A 15,821-nucleotide genomic window follows, 5' to 3' on the forward strand; every position below is an offset into this window, starting at 1 on the left:
TTTTATTATTATTTTTTGTTACTTCTAGCTTAGTGGATCTTCATGAATTTGTAGGATTTTTTGAGTTAACAGGAATAGCGTGTCCAATTCGTAGGAGGTTCATGATTTCCAGCGGTTGGCCTGAAACGTTTTCTAATCGCATATTACGTTCACGTTCAGTTAGGCGTTTGAACATGTAAACAATCGCACCCACACCTGATGAATCAAGAAATTCGACCTGACTGAAGTCGACTTCGATCTCTTGATGACCGTCATTAGAAATCACGTCATCAATGTCGGTTTGGGCATCGCGACTGCCTGCCGCGTCTAAATCACCAAAAATTGAAAGTGTAAGTGTTGTTGTGTTTAGGTCAATCCTACGTAGTTCCATAGTCTTATCTCCTTTTGTTCATGAGTTTACAAAAGCACTGAATGTGCCAACTTTTTTGCCCCTACATATCAATAACTTATAGTATTTGGTTTTTAGTGTTTCATATTGAGAAAGGTGATTTCTCAATATGAGAACTAAAAATGGTCGGATTTTTGGGAGGTGTAACGAATTGATTTTGCGAATGAAACGTCACTATGGATAAGGTTGATGTATTGATCGCATCTTAGAGCAAAGATTGAATGATGAATGGCTAGAACACCTAGGATAGAAAGTAGATTTGAGCAAAGTGCTCAATACTTCTAACCGCTCAGGTACAAAAGGAATTTTGAAATGAGGCTAACCAGGTTGGCTATAGCAACACTGTGCGCGTTTTCTACGTTTCCTTCTCATGCTTCGTATCTGCCTCCAGCACAATTGGTTTTAGCAAATACTTATAAGCAAGGTATAGATGTGTCTGAATATTGGACCAGCGAAAAGCTTGATGGCATCAGGGCTTTGTGGGATGGAAAGCATCTTTATACCCGGAATGGGAATCGAATTTATGCGCCTAAGTGGTTTGTTAAAGAGTTACCGGATGTTCACCTTGAAGGAGAACTGTGGGCCGGAAGAGACAATTTTCACTTAGTCCAAACAACAGTCTTAGACCACATTCCAAGTGATACGGCGTGGCAAGAGATCGAATTCATGCTGTTTGATATGCCAGGTGCGGCGGGCGACTATCAGAAACGTTACTACAACATCTTGCACTGGGTAAGAGTGATAAACGAACCGCACATTAGGTATGTGGAGCACACACCTATTACAAGCGAAGAGGCATTGTTTCATCAACTTGATAATGTCGATGAAATTAAAGGCGAGGGGTTGATGCTTCGTAAGATTACCAGCCGATATCAGGCGGGAAGAAGTAATGACTTGTTAAAACTAAAACGACATCACGATGCAGAAGCGACCGTTATTGGCTATAAAACAGGAACTGGTAAGTATAAGGGGATGATGGGCTCAATTTTAGTACACACAGAAGATGGTGTGGAGTTTTACATTGGAAGTGGCTTCAGCGATAAGATGCGATTGTCTCCTCCTGAAATTGGCAGTCGAATTACCTTCCGTTACAATGGCTTCACTCAAAATGGTAAGCCGAAGTTCGCAAGGTTCGTTAGAGAGAAAAGTGATTATTAAACACTTGTGGATAAGCATCATGAACAAGCATTGCTGATAACTATTTTGGACACGGAAAAAGTGTGTACATGGAATAAAAAAGAGCTCTGATTATCAGAGCTCTTTTGTTTAATTAACTTGTCTTTAAGAAGCGGTTAGCGAGAGCCGAACTCCAACTGTACTCCATCACTTTGTTTGTGCATCCAGTGCAAACGCATACCAAGCATAATTGCTGCTGAAGACAAACCAATAATGAAGCCAATCCAGAAGCCGTGTGCGCCCATTGGTTTAACAATCCAATCCGTCATCCCTAAGATGTAGCCAATCGGCAGACCAAGCAGCCAGTAAGCGATAAAAGTACGATTAAAGATTGAACGCATATCTTTATAACCACGAAGTGCACCCGCAGCGATGACTTGAATTGCATCTGTACATTGGTATACCGCAGCAAAAATCAGGAGCTGCATCGCAATGGTAATTACTGCTGTGTTTTCCGTGTAAAGAAGTGACACTTGCTCTCTAAACAACACGGTGAGTGCCGCTGTGATAAATGCTGTTACCAAGCCAACAATGATACCGACGTGAGTCGCAATTTTAGCGCCTTCAGTGTTGTTCTCACCTAGCTTATGACCAACACGGATACTAACCGCAGCACCAATGCTCATCGGGATCATGAATACCAATGAAGAGAAGTTAATCGCAACTTGGTGCGCCGCTACGATCAATGAGCCGAGTGGGGCAACTAACAGCGCAACCACCGCAAACAGCGTCACCTCAAAGAAAAGTGCTGCAGCGACTGGGAAGCCGAGCTTGAATAAACGAACTTGAGCTTTTAACTGAGGTTTATGGAATTGACCGAAAATGTTGATTTTAGCCAAACGCTTAGAAGTCAGCACATAAGTAAACAGTAAGCCAAACATTATCCAATAAACGATAGCGGTTGCTACGCCACAACCAACACCGCCAAGGGCAGGAGCACCAAGCTTACCGTAAACAAACATCCAGTTAAGCGGAATGTTTAATAACAGGCCAATAAAACCAATTACCATTGCAGGCTTAGTCAAAGACATACCATCAGTGAAACTTCTTAAGGTTTGGAACAACAAGAAAGCAGGCACTGCAAACATCACCGCATTCATATAGCCGATGGTCTTTTCTGCCATTAAGGTTTCAATATCCATCAATTGCAAAATGGCTTGAGTTTGGAAGAGAACGCCAATAGTTGGAAGCGAAAGTACAAGCGCTAAGAATGCACCTTGCTGAATCTCAAAAGGAATCTTTACTTGGCGACCAGAGCCATTTAGTTGTGCGACCACAGGCACTAACGCCATAAGTAATCCGACACCAAACAAAATTGAAGGAAGCCAAATACTTGCCGCTATTGATACCGCTGCCATATCGATAGCACTGACGCCACCGGCCATAACGGTATCAACGAAACTCATGCCGGTTTGCGCGATAGATGCGATCAATACTGGCGTCGCAAGTTTGATTAGATTTGAGGCTTCTTCTTTGTAACGATGCACAAATAACTCCAGATGAGACAGAAATAAGAGACAGAATGAATATTCAGAAGGAATCAGAGACACTGATCGTTAAGCTTCCATTGGACGAATCATAAAGAAATGTCACAATAACTGCCATAGTAAAATGCTAAATAGGAAACTTATGTTTACAGGTATCGTTCAAGGCATGGCAACACTGGTTGCTATCAATAAAAAAGAGTTGGTTCAGACTCATACCATTGAGTTGGTTGATGAAATGGTAGAGGGATTAGCGATTGGCGCTTCTGTTGCTCACAACGGTTGTTGTCTAACTGTGACAGAAATTTCAGGCAACCAAATTTCTTTCGACCTGATACAAGCCACACTACGTTTAACGAATTTAGGTGCTCTAAATGTCGGCGATAAAGTGAACGTCGAGCGCGCTGCGAAATTTGGAGACGAAATTGGTGGACACAGTATGTCTGGTCACATTTCGTTAATGGCTAAGTTAGTAGAAGTCATCAAAACAGAAAACAACCGTACACTTTGGTTTGAACTACCAGAATCATCAATGAAATATGTTCTAAGTAAAGGGTACATAGGTGTTGATGGTTGCTCACTAACGATTGGTGAAGTGGAAGAGAACCGTTTCTCCGTACATTTAATCCCAGAAACGCTAAATCGCACGCTATTTGGTGGCCGTGAAGTCGGTGACGAAGTAAATATCGAGTTTGATCCTCAAACTCAAGCGATTGTTGATACTGTGGAACGCGTACTAGCAAATCAGAAGTAACTAACAGCCCCGTTCAATTTGCGTTGTTCGATTTACGCAGATCGCTAAATTAAAAAGAGCACCCATGTGCTCTTTTTTGATCTTGAGTGAAAATCTTGGATTAAAACACCTGCTCATCGTCGGCATCGATCGACAGATTGATTCTGTCTCGAACTTCGTCGATTTGCATATCTAGGTGGATGGCATTGCAACACGCAGGGCAGTCATCGTAAAAGTCTTGGCTGCCATTGGAGGCATCGAGCGTTATATTAATACCGTGCCCGCAATGAGGGCAGGAGACATGTTTCTCTGTGTATTTCTGCATGACAAATTCTCCTCAAGCTAACTTATACCACCTGAATGCTTATCTATTGTGATAAGTATTACACAGCCTGAATCTTCTGAATGCACGCTTCTGTTTGTGCCAGATATTCACCGCCAAATTGATTACAGTGATTAAGAAGGTGGTACAAATTGTAAATGTCTTTTCGATCAGTATAGCCAACGTCAAGCGGCATGACGCTTTGGTATCCTTCATAAAACTCAGGTGGGAAGCCCTGAAACAATTCAGTGAGCGCTAAATCACACTCATGGTCGCCCCAATAACAAGCAGGGTCGTAGCAAATAGGACCAAATGCTGAATTAGCCACATTACCATTCCAAAGATCACCATGAAGTAATGAAGGGCGAGGGTTGTGGCCAGCAAGTCTCATGTTCACCATCCCAACAATGTCGTCAATATCCCCGAACTCGATACCTTTCTCCTTTAGCAGCTGGAGTTGGAATCCGATGCGTTGTTCTGAAAAGAAACGGCCCCATTTTTTATGCCAGGGATTTGGTTGAAGCGTGCTGCCGATGTAATTGTCTTGGTCGCAACCAAACTCTTTTTGCTCACCCCATTGATGAAGTTTGGCAAGCTGGACACCAAAGTCATAACTGTTGTTGCCTGTCTCAAGTGGTTTGGTAGGCAGATAGTTAAGAATGATAAACGAGCACTCTTTAGTTTTACCAATCAGCACGAGCTCAGGTACGTAGACTGTTGAAGTCTCCCTTAATAAACGTAGGTTCTCAGCTTCAATCTCAAACTTAGGTAGGAACTCTCGCAGATTCACCTTAACGAAGTAACGTTCATTACCGTCGCTGATCATATAGCAATCGTTAATGTCACCATCGGGAACCTTAACGCGCTCGGTAATCTGAAAATTGAATAAGAGTGTGTCTGAAAGCTGTTGAGAAATGGCCTGCCACATAGGAAATCCTCAATGAACTGTTGGAGTGAAATACTATCGTTTGATAGCAATAGTTTAGGACAAATCTGAGTGATTTATAGACGTTCTGGTCAATGTTCTCAGCACTAGTACAAGACAGTACAGATCAATTAACAGTTTTGTGAACTCTGACTGTGTGAATGCCTTTGATAAATCAGTAACAAGTGAATTACCAATCGCAAAATAGTTGGAACAAATATCACGTGCGACACCAAATAACCTTACTTCCACTAGAAAATCAATAATAGCTTGGTATGGTTGACGCGCTATTGCTAAAGAGAGCTTTGAGATGTTGTGGTTTGAGCAGCACGGTAATTATTATTGAGTCAGCAGCTTCGCGTATTATTGATTCAATTTTGAACTTAAATACTAACAAAGATCATTTTAATCCTCGTTATAGCAATAAAATGATGACAAATGACTTCATATACATAGTATTAGCCTAATACGTATTAATCTGCCTTAGAGCTTAAAACGGAGATTTATTGTGGTTGTAGAAACCGATGGCTACCTAGCTTTAATCGAGCACTTATCATTTAACCTAGATGTATTTACTAACGGTAACGGTGATACTGGAAACGAAAGTGTCGAAGACATAGTAACTGACATGATTTCAAGCAACATTATGGCGATCTTCGAGCAAAACCCTGAGCTGCATTCAAGTGTACGTTTTCAGTTGCTTAAAGAAGCGGATGCCGTGGTTGCTGATCTAGGGGAAGTGCTTGCAGGCGTGTGGGCTAAGAAAGCGACGAACGAACAGATTGTTTTTTTGGATGAATATATCGCATTGGTGAAGAACCTGTTTGATACTGCAGTAGCAAAATACGATTAACCTCTATTCGTCTTTACTGACTATTTTTGTGGTTAGTACTCTTTATTGATGGGACTGAAAGCGTAGCACCTCTATGAGGTTGCCTTTAATTCGATTGGTGGCCTCGCAAATACACTATATGCGCCTAAAGTGCCAAAATTTAGAAGCCCAATATGGGTTATCTAGCCTAGATATAATCACACCTTTCGATGTAGAAGCATGTAGGAACTGGTTATTCCCCAAATATACACCTACATGCCTAACGGTGAAAGACGTCTTGAAAAACACCAAATCTCCACTCTTTGCTTGTTCATAAGCGATTTCAACGCCTTGTTTACTCAGATCTTTTGTTGTTCTTGGTAATGCTTGCTGTGTCGCATTTTGCACGGCAATTTGAACAAAAGCTGAACAATCCACGCCTCTGAATGAAGTTCCACCGAAATGATAAGGTACGCCTTTCCACTGCTTGTACACACCCATATAAGCATTAGTAGTCAATTGTTCTGACTTTGATAGAGGTTTATTTGCAATTTGGCTGTTTTTAGAAGGGGATGGTGCTGAACTACAAGCGGTTAATGTTGCGAAAGTTATTGTAACTGCAAGCATTTTTCTGAATTTCATATGTAACTCTTCTGAAAGAAAACTGAAATAAAAGCGTAATGAAGGGCTTCTAGTATACCGACTAACTTAAGGATATCTCTTTTTGTAGTCAAACTGGATTTCGCATGACTGACACCAATTTATCGGTAAAACCCTCACGTTATACATTCTCGCTCATTCAAACGGTGAGTGCCGTATTTATTTCGATCCTTCTACTTGTCAGCTTTTTATCTATGGTCAGTATTCGTGGCATAGATCGAGTAGGAGGTTACTTTGATACTCTGTCTGAACAAGCTCTGCCACTCGCTCTGCATAACGCAGAATTAACACAAAGCGTATTAGAACAAGTAAAACTACTCACTTATAGCACCCAATCGACTGACTTAGATACACTAAACCAAACACGTAATTTGATCGATGAACTCGCTGTAGAGAGTAACAACACGCTCGAGGAACTCCTTTTTATCTCCCAATCTTTTCCTGATGCGATTTCTCTCGAACAAAAGCAAAGCCTTATCGACGATATGGCACGGCTACAACAAATGACCAACACGGTTCTTTCTGCACAAATTGAAATACAAAGTAAGCAAAATCTGATCGACAGTAAAATTGCTGAGTTTCGTTACGGCGTAGGTTCTATCGGTCCTGAAATGAATCGTATTAGCTCCTTCTTAGTGGAAGATAATCCAGAAGCGAGTGACGCGGCCAACCGCTTTACGTCGAGTGCATCTGCGATGGCCAATACTTTCTTAATGTTGATGATGCAAAACGACCTTGAGAAAGCAGAAGATGAATATCGTCAATTGAGGAACCGAATCGCAGGTCTTAATTTGGCCTACAGTGATTTCTCTGATTGGCATCCGGACATTGCAGAGTTCGCGAGCCTAATCGCCCCTTATGAAATGGTAAAAGAAGGCTTTACAGAAGAGGGCGTCATCAAGCAAATATTGCTTAAGCTAGAGTTAGTTAAACAGCAAGAGCAAAACTTAGCGCAAGTGATTGGACTAGCGAATACGGTGATTAATACGCTCAATCAGCTATCGTCGACAGCGTCTCAATTGATCGATGAAAGTGAACTGGTCGTAAATCAAACCATGACTAACATTGACCGCGTGTTATTCATTAGTGGCTTAGTGATTGCCATGATCATTATTACATCGTGGCTAATGCTGCGTCGTTGGATGAACAAAGGCTTAAAAAACATTACACGCCAGTTAACGTCACTTGCAGAACATGACTTTTCGAAGCAGAGCGAGTTGCTTGGCCCACTCGAACTACAAGTCATCACCTCTAAACTTAATACGGTTGTCGGTTCAACGGCCGATTCTATACGTTTAGTTACTCGAAATTGTGAAACGCTTTATCAGACCGCAGAAGTGAGTCACGACGCTGCAGAGCAAACCAACTTAAGTTTACATGAGCAGAATGAATCTCTACAGAATATGATCACCACAATCACACAACTTGAAGCGTCCATTGGCGAAATCGCTCGTATTTCAAACGCATCGAATGATGATGCTCAGGTCGCAGAAGATGAGTCGGTGAGTGGTAGCCAGGTTATTGGTTTAAACCAAGAGCGCTTACAAGCTTTAGAACATTCTTTGAATATGAACGAGCAGTCAATGGCTGATCTGGATGGACGAGTGAAGCAAATCCGTGAAATGGTCGACATGATCAGTGGTATTGCAGAAAACACCAATCTGTTGGCATTGAATGCCGCGATAGAAGCAGCGCGAGCGGGAGAACAGGGCCGTGGTTTTGCGGTAGTTGCAGATGAAGTAAGGAAATTAGCGAGTGGTACGTCCCAACAGACCACCAATATCCGCAATATGATGAATGAGCTGGTGGCGGCGGCGGATCGTTCTCGTACGTCAGTTACTGAATCACGAACTGAAATGGCGAATGCACTACAAGCGAGCTGCGATGTAAAACAAGCTTTTGAAAAGATTGAAGTTGCAGTTAACCAGATTAAAGGCCGCGTCGAGCAAATTATGGTCGCAACTGAGCAACAGGCTCGTGCAACTGTTGATGTGACACACTCAATCACGCGCGTATCCGAGCAGGGCGAAAATACTAAACTGCAACTTGAATCCATGATTGAAAGTTCTGAGCAAGTCGGTGAAATCGCAGGCCATCAACAAGCTATGCTTCATAAGTATCAATTCGACGCAGAGAAATAGCCTTGCTGCTTAAAACACCTAGCGAAGTCACAAACTGCCTCGTCCGAAAACACTAAAATCCGAAAAGCAAAAAGGCAGAGTTCACGCTCTGCCTTTTTGCTTGTACCTAGTCTTCTAATTCTTACATGAAAAAGGTAGGCATGACGTGTTTGAAAAATATTAGCGAAGCAACGCCACTGATTACCACCCAAATCAAATCGAAGCGCAGGCTCACAAGCGTACAAACAATTGCGGCCAATACTTTTGGGTTGTGTAGATCAAATTCCATATCTGGCCCTGCACCTAATATCTCGACAGCAATAATCGCAGGTAAAACCGTAACCGGAACAAAGCGCAGCGTCTTTTTGAATCGTTCCGACATCTCAAACTTACCAGCTAAACCAATCACTGAGAATCGAATAACAAAGGTTGCCGCTGCCATCGCAAGAGTAATAAGAATAAAAGTCGTAGTATTCATTGTTATGCCACTCCACGTTCTTGAGTTAATAGGTCATTTTGGATCGCTTCTTGTTCCGCTTGTTCAGTCGACAGGTCCATTCGGTAGCCTGCGTACACCCCAACAACGGCAGCAATTACAAGGCCAAGAGAGTAGGGAAGTTCTGCAAGAAGCACCCCAGTAAAGGTCGCGACAATGGCTGCAACAATACATTCACGGCTTTTAACTTGTGGAATCACGATAGCGATAAAGGCTGCGACCATCGCGAAATCCAATCCATAGTTAGCAATTTCAGGGAACGAAGAACCAATCAGTGCGCCAAGGAAATCTGCCACTACCCAGTTAACCCAAAAACCACCCATTGCCGCTAAATAGAACCAGTGTCGACTTTCACCTTCTTGCTTCATCTCATTGATCGTTGCTGCATAGACCTCATCGGTAAGGCCGTAGGACATCAACATACGAACGTGAAAGGGATAGGATTTCATGTGCTCTGATATTGAAGCGCTGTATAGCATATGGCGCAGGTTTATGATGAAGGTCGTAAACATGATGACCACAATACTTGCTGATGACTGAACTAGCCCTAACGCCACCATTTGTGATGATCCGGCAAAAACGGTGAAAGACCATAAGGTACTCTGAGTAACGCTCATCCCTGCGGTAATACTGACCGCTCCCACAATGAACGAAAATGGAAATGCACCAACGCATAAAGGGAAGATTGCTCTTAACCCTGCCTGGATTTGTTGATTATTCATGACATGCTCACCCTAGATAAAAATTCAAATTTATTTGCAAATTATGGTGGGAATCGTATTGGCGAATGAAATTATTTTCAAATCAAGATTAAAATTTATTTGATTTAGATCGGTATTTTGAATTCAGTAAAATAAGAGTATGGCCTTGATTTATTTATAATCAATAGCTTAAAATAGCTTTCATTTTTGAGATCTTTGATTGAATGATTTTTCTAGTATTTTTGCAACTATTTTTGCATTTTATTGTTTTCAGTGTTTAAACTGTAGTTGAAATATTTGGCAAATCTGAATAGGAAGAATCATGAAAGAAATCATTACAGCAAATCAAGCGCCGGAAGCCATTGGTCCATACTCACACGGTAACGCATTCGGAAACCTTGTTTTCACATCAGGTCAATTACCTGTGTGTAAAGAGAAAGGTGGTGTTGTAGAAGGTGGCGTGAGTGAGCAATCTCGTCAGTCACTACTTAACCTCCAATATGTTTTACAGGCTGCAGGCAGCGACCTAGACCAAGTACTAAAAACAACGTGTTACTTATCAGACATTAATGACTTTGCAGCTTTCAATGAAGTGTACAAAGAGTTCTTTGAAAAAGACTGTCCTGCACGTAGCTGTTTTGCAGTGAAGGATCTTCCTCTAGGCGTGAAAATCGAAATCGAAGCGATTGCTGGTCGTAAGTAGCTGCTCGTAAATAATTGAAGAATAGTGTGAGGTCCTTACTATGAAACACCAATGGCAACAGTATAAAGAGATTTTGAATACCGTCGTGAAGCCAGCGCTTGGCTGTACAGAACCCATCTCCGCAGCTTACGCTTGTTCTGTTGCGGCCAAGATGCTTGTGGGTGCACCCGATAAAGTTCGCGTGTATGTATCGGATAATTTATACAAAAACTCTATGGGCGTGTTTGTTCCGGGGACAGGAAAAATTTGCCTACCCATAGCTGCAGCCGTGGGTGCGATTGGTGGGGACCCACACGCTGGCTTGGAAGTATTGGCGAACATCAGCGAAAAGATGTCGAAAAAGCACAAGCGTTGATTGACGCAGGCCAAGTCAGCGCACACCGTAAAGATGTAGACGAATTCATCTATTGCTATGCGGAAGTAGAATCTGAAGGTCAAATAGCGGCCGTAGAAATCAGTGGCGGTCATACTCATATCATCAAAAAAACCTTAAATGGAACCGTTCTATTCAGCCAAGATTGCGATCAAACAATACCAACAGGTTCTATCTGTGATGGAATCGATATTGATATTGGTAGCATCTACAACTTTGCCACCAGTGCGGACTTCGACGATATTGCTTTTATACTCGAAGCATCGGCTCTCAACGGCAAGCTGTCAGAAGAAGGGTTAGCTCATGCCTATGGGCTTGAAGTCGGGCGTACTATGGTACAAGGCATTCAATTAGGCCTAATGGCAGAAGACTTGATGAATAAGATCGTCATGCAAACGGCTGCCGCGTCTGATGCTCGAATGGGCGGTGCGACGCTACCTGCCATGAGTAACTTTGGTAGCGGTAACCAAGGGATAGCTGCAACAATCCCTGTCGCGGTTATTGCCGAGCACTTTAAAGCGACTCAAGAGCAATTGGCACGAGCATTAATCATGAGTCACTTAGGTGCGATTTACATTAAGTCGCATTATCCACCGTTGTCTGCATTTTGTGGGAACACAGTCACGAGCGCTTCAGCGGCTATGGCGATGGTGTATCTTGCAAAAGGATCATTTGAGCAAGGCTGCTACGCGATTCAAAATGTACTGAGTGATTGTTCAGGCATGGTGTGTGATGGCGCTAAGTCTACCTGCGCAATGAAAGTGAAAACCTCAACCAGTGCTGCAGTTAATGGTTTCTTAATGGCAATGCGTTGTAATGAGGCACACAACCAAGGCATCGTTGCTGATGATGTTGAGACCAGTATCCGCAATATTGGAAAATTGGTTACCGCTGGTATGAGTGTTACAGACTCTACGATTATTGATATAATGTCAGCGTAATCAAACGTTTTTGATTCAAACTATTTTTAAGACGAACCGCTTGGTAATTTTTACTTAGCGGTTTTCTCGCCAAAAGAGGAAGGACTCCGTGTTCGAATTATCTCAAAGTGACTATGACATCTTGCACGCAATCGAGAACATCGTTGATGGCATCGCCGCAATGTATGGCGAGCATACCGAAGTGTTACTACACAGTTTAGATGTTCGTAATCCTTCGATTATTAAAATTGCGAATAGCCACGTCACCGGGCGAGAAGTAGGGGCTCCAATTACTAATTTAGCATTGATGAAGCTCACTCAAGGTAACGATGTTTCGGGCGCTTACATGACAAAATGTCCCGATGGCAAAACCTTACGCTCAATGACGACCATCATTCGAAACCCTCAACAACAAGCCATTGGTTTGTTGTGTATCAACACCAACCTCGACGCACCATTTCAAGAAGTGATGCATTCACTTGTCCCTTGTTTGCTACCACATGTCGATCGTCCTCAAACGACGCCCGAAACCTTTGCGCGTAGTAATGAAGAGATGATGCACGGCTCAATCGAAACGGTAAGAGAACAGGTAAGTAATGACGCAGACATCGCGCCATCGAAGAAGAGCCGAGAGATTGTCACTCGATTACATGAAATGGGGATTTTCGACTTGAAAGACAGTGCCCAAATTGCGGCAAAAGGACTCGATATCTCTATCCATACCATCTACCGCTACCTGCGCGAGCTAAAAGCCTAACGTTTGTTGGTTAGCTATCTCTCATTCTATTTGTTCTGGTTGTATCTAAATGGCTGGGTAATCAGTTTATCTAGCCTCTGTTCCTTCCCATCACGTATTTCTGGCACACCAATATTGACCTTGTCGTGCCCAAGCTTGGGTTGAGCGTGATACGTTTTAAACCAGATATCCCACACCGATAAGAAGAAGCCAAAATTAGAGTGTGTCTCTTTGACAATCACAGAGTGGTGCACTCGATGCATATCTGGCGTGACAATCACTTTACGAAGCTGTTTGTCGAACCATAAAGGTAGACGACCGTTACTGTGATTAAACATTGCACTTACATTCAGAACGACCTCGAATATCACAACGGCTAGTACGGGCACACCCAATACAAAAATTAACGCGACCTTAATCAACATCGACAAAATCATCTCGATGGGGTGGAAGCGGGTACCCGTGGTTACGTCTATATCTAAATCGGCATGATGGACGCGATGAAGTTTCCACAGTACAGGGATACGGTGGAAGACTAAATGTTGAGTGTAAATGGCAAGATCTAATAACGCGACACAAAGGAACACGATGATTTCAAAGGGTAGGCTGATGTTATTGAACAGACCCAATTGGTTTTGTTCCGCAATCAGTGCCGCTTGAAATGCCGCAACAGGTACTAATGTCGCCAATAAAACACTGTTAAGCGCCATTAATGAGAAGTTATTTCCCCAACGAAACCATTTATTTTGAGTCAACGTTTTTCTTGGCGCACGATATTCCCACAACGCACACAAAACAAAAGCGCTAACAAAGAAAACAAGGCGAAGTAAGGATGGGTCTTGCATGAGAATTCCTTCTATCATTCTAACGATACTGTAAGTACAATCGGGCCACTTTTCTAGATTTACTGTTATTGTCCATGAGAATCCACGCTTTTCACCGTTTATATAAACACCGTTTGTCCCTTTCTACCAAGCCGTTCAATGCGCGCGGGTGTAAAGTGGTTCGATGTGAGTTCTGTAAAATCAAACAAGACAGCTGTATCTGTGAGCACCAACCGAACATAGATACGAATATTGCCACAATGTTGATTTTGTCAGATAACGAAATATTGAAACCAAGTAATACCGGTCGTTTGATTGTCGACACAGTAAAAGACAGCCATGTTTACCTTTGGCACCGAACAGAGCCAAACACAGAGATGCTGGATGTTCTGAAAGACGAGCAATATCAACCGGTGATTGTGTTCCCAGAAGATTATACCGATGACAAATCGCGAGTGGTTCAAGACCTGCCACAAATGCGTAATCCAAATAAAAAACTACTACTGATTTTCATCGATGGTAGCTGGCGTGAAGCAAGACGTATCTTTAGACGTTCTGAGTACTTACAAGATCTACCTGTGTTGTCGATTGAACCTGAATCCGTTTCTCAGTACATGATGCGAAAGTCAGACAATGAGCAACACCTTTCAACTGCAGAAGTCGCGAGCTTAGTATTAAAACAAGCTGGTGAAGAGCAGGGCGCCAAAACATTACAACTATGGTTTGAAGCATTTCGCGAAAGCTACATGCTAAGTAAGACTCGTTACAAGTCAGATCCGACCAAACCAAGCCTGAATGCTTTCATAGAGCACAGTAAAAATGAGATGTCACTCTAACCTTTAACCGCTTTGTGCTGACTTGTTGTTCAAACAGACTCAAACACGAGATAAGTTTGTTATCTATCACGGTTTGTAGGGGGAGTGTTATGGATAATGTTCCCCAGTTGTTTTATTTAAAGAGTTTATTTGCCCGAATTTAGGGAAAAATTGGAGAGATTTCATGTATTACGGCTTCGATGTTGGCGGCACTAAAATTGAATTTGGTGCATTCAACGAGAAACTTGAGCGAGTAGCAACAGAGCGCGTTCCAACACCAACAGATGACTATCAATTACTGCTTGATACGATCGCTGGTTTAGTAAAGAAATACGATAGCGAATTCTCTTGCGAAGGCAAAATCGGCCTTGGCCTTCCTGGTATGGAAAACGCAGACGACGGCACTATGCTGGTTGTTAATGTTCCTGCATCAACAGGTAAGCCACTACGTAAAGATTTAGAAGCGCTAATCGGTCGTAGCGTAAAAATCGAAAACGATGCGAACTGTTTCGCGCTTTCTGAAGCATGGGATGATGATCTAAAAGACGAGCCATCGGTTGCTGGTCTAATTCTAGGTACAGGTTTTGGCGGCGGTTTAGTTTACGAAGGTAAGGTATTCTCTGGTCGGAACCACGTTGCCGGTGAACTAGGCCATATGCGTCTACCTTTGGATGCATGGTTCCACCTTGGTGACAACGCACCGCTTTTAGGTTGTGGTTGTGGTAAAAAAGGTTGTCTAGATAGCTATCTGTCGGGGCGTGGCTTCGAATTGATTTACGAGCACTACTTTGGCGAGAAGAAGAAAGCGATTGATATAATCCAAGCTTACAACGAAGGTGAGGCTAAAGCGGCTGAACACGTTGACCGCTTCATGGAGCTTTTGGCAATCTGCTTCGCGAACCTGTTTACTGGCCTAGATCCACACGTTGTTGCACTGGGTGGCGGTCTTTCAAACTTCGAGCTTATCTACGAAGAAATGCCAAAGCGCGTGCCTAAGTACTTACTGTCTGTTGCTAAGTGTCCGAAGATCATCAAAGCAAAACACGGTGATTCAGGTGGCGTTCGTGGTGCTGCATTCCTAAACATCAAATAGTGATGGCTTTCAGCTAAACACATTACGCAGAATAAATAAAAATGCCGCAATCTCGAAAGAAGTTGCGGCATTTTTTATTGTTTGGTGTTTTTGAGCTATCGACTAACAAGAGCGAAGCTCGCTAAGAACTTACTTATTCTTTTTACCAACACCAAGGTTTTCTTTTTGCTTCAGCGTAAGATTTGAAAAACCAAGCTTGCGGAAGTAATTGTCTTGGTAGTTGCGAACTGCTTTAGTATCTGAAATCAACTCAAGCTGCTGCTCTGTTTTTAAATATTCAGTGATGTCGATGCCTTCAGCATCAGCAACCGCTTCTTGGATCGTGCGGTGTTCTTGCTTTGAAAACAGTAACTCTTTGTCTTCGTCTTTGTACGTGTACAGAATGGTACGAGCCATGATGCGCTCCGATAGAATTTTTACTTTGGGCGCACTGTACATAAAAACCGTACGTCGCTCAAGGTAATGGTAAGAAATCTTAAGATTAACTTAGTTAATGGGTTACTTATTAAGGTTGCTCAGAAATATAAAAGCCCCTTACGAC

Annotated in this window: 17 protein-coding genes and 1 pseudogene; 9 read left to right on the plus strand and 9 right to left on the minus strand. The window is 42.6% G+C overall.

Features of this window, described 5'->3' with window-relative positions:
• Positions 1–40: 40 nt before the first annotated feature.
• Complete coding sequence (locus OCV52_RS08045) at positions 41–370, minus strand: STAS domain-containing protein (protein WP_137406416.1); 330 nt, start codon at positions 368–370, stop codon at positions 41–43.
• Positions 371–700: 330 nt separating this feature from the next.
• On the opposite strand from OCV52_RS08045, the gene OCV52_RS08050 reads away from it, so the two are divergent.
• Entirely contained in the window at positions 701–1,546 is an 846-nt protein-coding gene (locus tag OCV52_RS08050) for a DNA ligase (RefSeq protein WP_137406417.1), read from the plus strand.
• 134 nt (positions 1,547–1,680) lie between these two features.
• Here OCV52_RS08050 and OCV52_RS08055 read toward each other — a convergent pair whose 3' ends face one another.
• A complete protein-coding gene (locus OCV52_RS08055; protein WP_137406418.1) occupies positions 1,681–3,051 on the minus strand; it encodes an MATE family efflux transporter in 1,371 nt (456 codons plus the stop codon).
• Positions 3,052–3,193: 142 nt separating this feature from the next.
• Between OCV52_RS08055 and OCV52_RS08060 the strand changes: the two genes are divergently transcribed.
• Positions 3,194–3,802 (plus strand): riboflavin synthase subunit alpha, encoded by a 609-nt coding sequence (locus tag OCV52_RS08060; RefSeq protein WP_137406419.1) that lies wholly within the window; start codon positions 3,194–3,196, stop codon positions 3,800–3,802.
• A gap of 100 nt (positions 3,803–3,902) precedes the next feature.
• Here OCV52_RS08060 and OCV52_RS08065 read toward each other — a convergent pair whose 3' ends face one another.
• Together OCV52_RS08065 and OCV52_RS08070 are read right to left on the minus strand one after the other, a co-directional pair.
• Entirely contained in the window at positions 3,903–4,106 is a 204-nt protein-coding gene (locus OCV52_RS08065) for a CPXCG motif-containing cysteine-rich protein (protein WP_102422986.1), read from the minus strand.
• A gap of 58 nt (positions 4,107–4,164) precedes the next feature.
• On the minus strand, positions 4,165–5,031 hold the full coding sequence (locus OCV52_RS08070) for a fructosamine kinase family protein (protein WP_137406420.1): 867 nt from the start codon (positions 5,029–5,031) through the stop codon (positions 4,165–4,167).
• A gap of 505 nt (positions 5,032–5,536) precedes the next feature.
• Between OCV52_RS08070 and OCV52_RS08075 the strand changes: the two genes are divergently transcribed.
• Positions 5,537–5,881, plus strand: a complete 345-nt coding sequence (locus OCV52_RS08075) for a DUF3802 family protein (protein WP_008217871.1) — start codon at positions 5,537–5,539, stop codon at positions 5,879–5,881.
• A 114-nt stretch (positions 5,882–5,995) separates the two neighbouring features.
• On the opposite strand, the gene OCV52_RS08080 is transcribed toward OCV52_RS08075, so the two are convergent.
• A complete protein-coding gene (locus tag OCV52_RS08080; RefSeq protein WP_137406421.1) occupies positions 5,996–6,481 on the minus strand; it encodes a C40 family peptidase in 486 nt (161 codons plus the stop codon).
• Positions 6,482–6,585: 104 nt separating this feature from the next.
• Here OCV52_RS08080 and OCV52_RS08085 point away from each other — a divergent pair, with 104 nt between their 5' ends.
• On the plus strand, positions 6,586–8,640 hold the full coding sequence (locus tag OCV52_RS08085; RefSeq protein ID WP_137406422.1) for a methyl-accepting chemotaxis protein: 2,055 nt from the start codon (positions 6,586–6,588) through the stop codon (positions 8,638–8,640).
• A 121-nt stretch (positions 8,641–8,761) separates the two neighbouring features.
• Here the strand turns inward: OCV52_RS08085 and OCV52_RS08090 are convergent, their stop codons facing one another.
• Together OCV52_RS08090 and OCV52_RS08095 are read right to left on the minus strand one after the other, a co-directional pair.
• Positions 8,762–9,097, minus strand: coding sequence for an AzlD domain-containing protein (locus OCV52_RS08090; protein ID WP_137406423.1), 336 nt, complete (start codon positions 9,095–9,097; stop codon positions 8,762–8,764).
• Between the two features lie 2 nt (positions 9,098–9,099).
• Entirely contained in the window at positions 9,100–9,837 is a 738-nt protein-coding gene (locus OCV52_RS08095) for an AzlC family ABC transporter permease (protein ID WP_137406424.1), read from the minus strand.
• A 301-nt stretch (positions 9,838–10,138) separates the two neighbouring features.
• Here OCV52_RS08095 and OCV52_RS08100 point away from each other — a divergent pair, with 301 nt between their 5' ends.
• The 3 genes and pseudogenes from OCV52_RS08100 (at position 10,139) to OCV52_RS08110 (ending at position 12,569) form a co-directional block, all read left to right on the plus strand.
• Positions 10,139–10,519 (plus strand): RidA family protein, encoded by a 381-nt coding sequence (locus tag OCV52_RS08100; protein ID WP_004742245.1) that lies wholly within the window; start codon positions 10,139–10,141, stop codon positions 10,517–10,519.
• 40 nt (positions 10,520–10,559) lie between these two features.
• Positions 10,560–11,833, plus strand: a pseudogene (locus OCV52_RS08105) (L-cysteine desulfidase family protein).
• A gap of 88 nt (positions 11,834–11,921) precedes the next feature.
• Positions 11,922–12,569, plus strand: coding sequence for a helix-turn-helix transcriptional regulator (locus tag OCV52_RS08110; RefSeq protein ID WP_137406425.1), 648 nt, complete (start codon positions 11,922–11,924; stop codon positions 12,567–12,569).
• Positions 12,570–12,595: 26 nt separating this feature from the next.
• Here the strand turns inward: OCV52_RS08110 and OCV52_RS08115 are convergent, their stop codons facing one another.
• Positions 12,596–13,393, minus strand: a complete 798-nt coding sequence (locus tag OCV52_RS08115; RefSeq protein WP_137406426.1) for a sterol desaturase family protein — start codon at positions 13,391–13,393, stop codon at positions 12,596–12,598.
• 68 nt (positions 13,394–13,461) lie between these two features.
• Between OCV52_RS08115 and OCV52_RS08120 the strand changes: the two genes are divergently transcribed.
• Entirely contained in the window at positions 13,462–14,208 is a 747-nt protein-coding gene (locus tag OCV52_RS08120; RefSeq protein WP_137406427.1) for a tRNA-uridine aminocarboxypropyltransferase, read from the plus strand.
• Positions 14,209–14,371: 163 nt separating this feature from the next.
• The gene (nagK, locus tag OCV52_RS08125) at positions 14,372–15,280 is read left to right on the plus strand and encodes an N-acetylglucosamine kinase (RefSeq protein WP_137406428.1); all 909 of its coding nucleotides are present in this window, start codon (positions 14,372–14,374) and stop codon (positions 15,278–15,280) included.
• A gap of 129 nt (positions 15,281–15,409) precedes the next feature.
• Here the strand turns inward: nagK and OCV52_RS08130 are convergent, their stop codons facing one another.
• A complete protein-coding gene (locus tag OCV52_RS08130) occupies positions 15,410–15,676 on the minus strand; it encodes a DUF2960 domain-containing protein (protein WP_137406429.1) in 267 nt (88 codons plus the stop codon).
• Positions 15,677–15,821: the final 145 nt, after the last annotated feature.

Source organism: Vibrio chagasii, from assembly GCF_024347355.1.
Classification (GTDB): Bacteria; Pseudomonadota; Gammaproteobacteria; order Enterobacterales; family Vibrionaceae; genus Vibrio; species Vibrio chagasii.